Below are 1,900 nucleotides of genomic sequence, written 5' to 3'. Positions count from 1 at the left end.
GTGCCAGCAGATCGCCCACGTGCACGTGGCCCGGCCAACCACCCGCCACTGAAGGTCGCTCGGCATAGGGATCGAGGAAGGGCGCAGCGCGCAGGCGCTCATCCACGCCCGGGCGCCAACGCGCCGATACCAGCATCATCGTCGCCGCGTTGACCAGCAGCGACCAGAACGTGCCATGGGTCAGCGGGTCCCAGCCGGTCATGCCGAACAGCTGCTGCGGGCGCAGCCAATCGATGCCGAACGGACCGTGCTGCACCCAGCCCGCATCCATCCAGCCGGCCATCGTCATCGCCGGCAGCAGCAGGGTGTACAACCAGGTGGCGAAGCCGAGCAGCATGCCGGTCTCGACGCCACGACGGCTGGCGCCACGCCAGTACAGGCCACCGATCAGGCCCGGCGCGAACTGCGCTACCGCGGCGAAGGCCATCAATCCATACGAGGCCAAGGTGCTGTCGTTGCTGCTGCTGCGGTAGTAGCTGTAGGCCATCAACGCCAGCAGCAGGATCGCCAGGCGGCGGATCCACAGCACGCGCGAGGCGACGTCGGCCGCTTCCTGGTGATCGCCACTGCGACGCAGCAGCACCGGCATCACCAGGTCGTTGCTGACCATCGTCGCCAGCGCGATGGAAGACACGATGACCATGCCGGTGGCAGCGGAAAAACCGCCGATATAGGCGATCAATGCCAACGCGTTGCGGCCCTCGGCCAGCGGCAGGGCCAGCACCATCGAGTCGTCGGCCACGCCGCTTCCGGTACCGAACAGGCTGACGCCAGCGGTAGCGATCGGCAGCACCATCGCCGAGATCAGCACCAGGTAGCCACCGAACATCCAGCGCGCGCGGCGCACATCGCGCACGTCGCCGCACTCGACCACCGCCACGTGGAACTGGCGCGGCAGGCAGATGATGGCCAGGAAACTGAGCAGGGTCTGCGAGAGGAAGCCCACCGGTGGCAGGCCGGTGAACAGCGTATGCACCGACTCCACCACCGCCTCGTTACGGTCGCTGAGCCAGACATAGGCGAACACGCCCACCGCCACCATCGCCACCAGCTTGATCACCGATTCCAGCGCGATCGCCAGCATCATACCGTGATGGTGTTCGGTGGCATCGACCTGGCGGGTGCCGAACAGGGTGGCGAACAGCGCCATCAGCAGTGCCACATACAGGGCCGGGTCGCTGAAGAAACCGGTCGGCCCGGTGTTGCCGGTCAGTACCTGCAGGCTCATCGCCACCGCTTTGTACTGCAGGGCGAGGTAGGGAATGATGCCGATCAGCGCGATGATCGCCACCAGCGCCGCCAGCCGCCGCGAGCGGCCGAAGCGCGAGGAAATGAAGTCGGCGATGGAGACAACGTTCTGGCTGCGCGCGATCAGCGCCAGGCGCTCGATGATGCGCCAGCCGAACAACAGCAGCAGCAGCGGGCCGATGTAGATCGGCAGGTAGCCCACGCCGTTGCGCACGGCGGTACCGACTGCGCCGTAGAAGGTCCACGACGAGCAGTACACGGCCAGTGCCAGGCTGTAGACGACCGGTCGCAGCCACGGCCGGTCCGGGTACATCGGCCGACGGTCGCCCCACCACGCCACGCCGAACAGCAGCGCGGCATAGGCAACCGAGACCAGCAGCAGGATCCAGCTGGAGACCAAGCGCGTGTTTCCGTCGAAGGAACCCGCAGTGTAGGCCACGCGTGGCCGGGTGTACGGGCTGGGTGAAGGGCCACCACCCCCACCAAGGTGGGGGCCCACAATCATCAGGCACCCCCACCCAGGTGGGGGCCGGCAATCCGCGCTCGATCCGGCCTTATTCCGCCGGAACGCCCATTTCCTTCAGCAGCTCGGGTGCCGGATAGACCTTGGCCAGCAGCCAGCGCAGGTAGCGCATGTCCACGTGCACGGCGC

At 67.2% G+C, this 1,900-nt stretch carries 1 protein-coding gene and 1 pseudogene; both read right to left on the bottom strand.

Annotated elements, in window-relative coordinates:
- Positions 1 to 1,588 (bottom strand): annotated as a pseudogene (locus DBR20_RS22645) (hybrid sensor histidine kinase/response regulator); the annotation flags it as partial.
- Between the two features lie 214 nt (positions 1,589 to 1,802).
- Positions 1,803 to 1,900 (bottom strand): S46 family peptidase (locus DBR20_RS22640; protein ID WP_258223204.1); only part of this gene is annotated, 98 nt, incomplete at its 5' end.

Origin of the sequence: Stenotrophomonas sp. HMWF023 (assembly GCF_003060985.1) — a bacterium.
Taxonomy (GTDB): Bacteria; Pseudomonadota; Gammaproteobacteria; order Xanthomonadales; family Xanthomonadaceae; genus Stenotrophomonas; species Stenotrophomonas lactitubi.
This window is presented reverse-complemented; position numbering and strand designations above follow the sequence as displayed.